The following is a 1,428-nucleotide window of genomic DNA, read 5'->3' on the forward strand; positions in this document are numbered from 1 at the left end:
TTCGACCGTAATGAAAAAGATACTCGTTTTTTTACTCACAATCGTGGTTCTGTCCGTCTATTCCTGCCGATCGTCCAAAACGGACACGACCGTCCATCAGGATAACACGGAGCAGAAGCAGACGGAACAGGAAGAAGTTTCTACGGACAAAGCGCAGGTCGACGTAAACAGGAACGTTGAGCGAATTATCGAGATGATGCAGCAAATGGAATTCAACTGGCAAAAGACGAACTATTCGCCACCGGATTCGACCGGGAAACAATACCCGACCTCTACGGAGACAGCGACGGGAACGTCTACCAAACAGGAGAAAGAAACCTATAATGAACAGATTCAGGTACAAATACAGGAAATTCAGGAAACCCTGCTGACACTGAAGGAACAACTGGAAAAACAGGAGAAGAATGATACAAAGGTCGTTGAAAAGGTCGCGTACATTCCTCCGTGGGCAAAAGCCGTAATAGCAGCCTTTTTTATTGCATTTGTATTTTTTATTTATAAAAATGTAAGATGAAAACTGTAGTACAAGCCGGACAAACCCTGCTGGACATAGCCGTGCAGGAATATGGTACAATCGAAGCGGCTTTCATGCTTGCCAGGACGAACTATATGGGCATAACGGACACCCTACAAGCCGGACAGGAAATCGAAACCCCGGAAAAGGTCTATAACAGTGAATTGGCTGATTACTGCCAGCGGAACTCCGTTTGTCCGGCTACTTCTGAAACCGCCTCAAATGCGGTACGATTGAGAATTTTCACCGAACAGTTTACCGAACAATTTAAGTAATGGCTAGAACAATCGCAGAAATAAAGAAAGAAATGACGGATGTCTATATGTCAAACAGCATTATCCGTGACCTGTATGGCATCACGGGTGATGCCGACTTTGATTCGGTGTTTTCCCCCGTATCAATAGAAAGTACCCTGTTTTACATTTTTGCGGCAACAGCGCACGTCATAGAGCAAATGTTTGACCAGTTCAAATCGGACGTGGAGGAACGGATTGACGCCAATATCATACCGACCGTGCGATGGTATCATAGCAGTGCGCTGGCTTTCCAGTATGGTGATCCGCTGGTCTATGATCCGGAGAAATACCAGTTCCGGTATTCCGTTATCGACAAAACCAAACAGCTTGTCAAGTATGTGGCAGTCAAAGATCGCGGAGGAAGTATTCAGATACTCGTGTCCGGAGATGAGGGGGGACTTCCTTGTCCTTTGACCGGGGACGTTCTGACGGCATTTAAAAGCTATATGAATTCGATCAAGATTGCCGGGGTAATCTTGTCGATACAGTCAATTCCGGCAGATGACATCCGTATCAACGCGACCATAGAAGTCGATCCTATGGTTATCAACGCTTCCGGTATCCGCCTGACGGATGGTAGTAAACCAGTACTTGCCGCCATCAACGATTATCTGAAAG

General features: G+C 46.1%; 3 protein-coding genes. All 3 read left to right on the forward strand.

All coding sequences use genetic code 11. The features are described 5' to 3' along the window. A partial coding sequence (locus HMPREF2794_RS17170) for a hypothetical protein (RefSeq protein WP_246839614.1) occupies positions 1-514 on the forward strand: 514 nt, incomplete at its 5' end. Continuing rightward, a complete protein-coding gene (locus HMPREF2794_RS17175; RefSeq protein WP_055270994.1) occupies positions 511-789 on the forward strand; it encodes a LysM peptidoglycan-binding domain-containing protein in 279 nt (92 codons plus the stop codon). The genes HMPREF2794_RS17170 and HMPREF2794_RS17175, both read left to right, overlap by 4 nt. Further along, the coding region (locus tag HMPREF2794_RS17180; RefSeq protein WP_070752022.1) for a hypothetical protein at positions 789-1,428 on the forward strand (640 nt) is incomplete at its 3' end. The genes HMPREF2794_RS17175 and HMPREF2794_RS17180, both read left to right, overlap by 1 nt.

It is taken from the genome of Bacteroides sp. HMSC067B03 (genome assembly GCF_001811315.1).
GTDB classification, from domain to species: domain Bacteria; phylum Bacteroidota; class Bacteroidia; order Bacteroidales; family Bacteroidaceae; genus Bacteroides; species Bacteroides faecis.